The organism is Psychroserpens luteolus (assembly GCF_021032705.1).
Classification (GTDB): domain Bacteria; phylum Bacteroidota; class Bacteroidia; order Flavobacteriales; family Flavobacteriaceae; genus Psychroserpens; species Psychroserpens luteolus.
In genome coordinates this window covers 1-346 of sequence record NZ_JAHVXI010000044.1, presented here as the reverse complement: position 1 = coordinate 346, position 346 = coordinate 1, and the positions used below count along the sequence as shown (strand labels likewise).

Sequence of the window (346 nt, the reverse complement as noted above, 5' to 3'; positions counted from 1 at the left end):
CAGTTATCAGTGTATGTCCAGTTTACAATAATTACTCCACCACACTCATCGTAATCTGGTGTAGCTTCGCCTTGAACTTCTCCTGATATCTCACATAATCCAGTTCCTCCATTAGTGTATCCTAATGATCCTGCTTGGTATGAATTTGCTTCTTCACATGAAATCTCCATGTCTTCTACTTCATCAAACTCTGCAGCTGGTGCTGGTAATACTGTGATTGTCTTCTTAGCTGTGATTGTTCTATCACAATCATCAGTGTACGTCCAGTCAACTTCTAATGTTCCTCCACATTCTGTGTAAGATCCACTTAATTCACCTTGAACTTCTCCTGATATCTCACATGCTC

General features: G+C 40.2%; 1 protein-coding gene. It reads right to left on the bottom strand.

Going from position 1 to position 346, the window contains the following annotated elements; translation table 11 throughout:
• The coding region (locus KWG70_RS17760; RefSeq protein ID WP_230937378.1) for a hypothetical protein at positions 1 to 346 on the bottom strand (346 nt) is incomplete at both ends.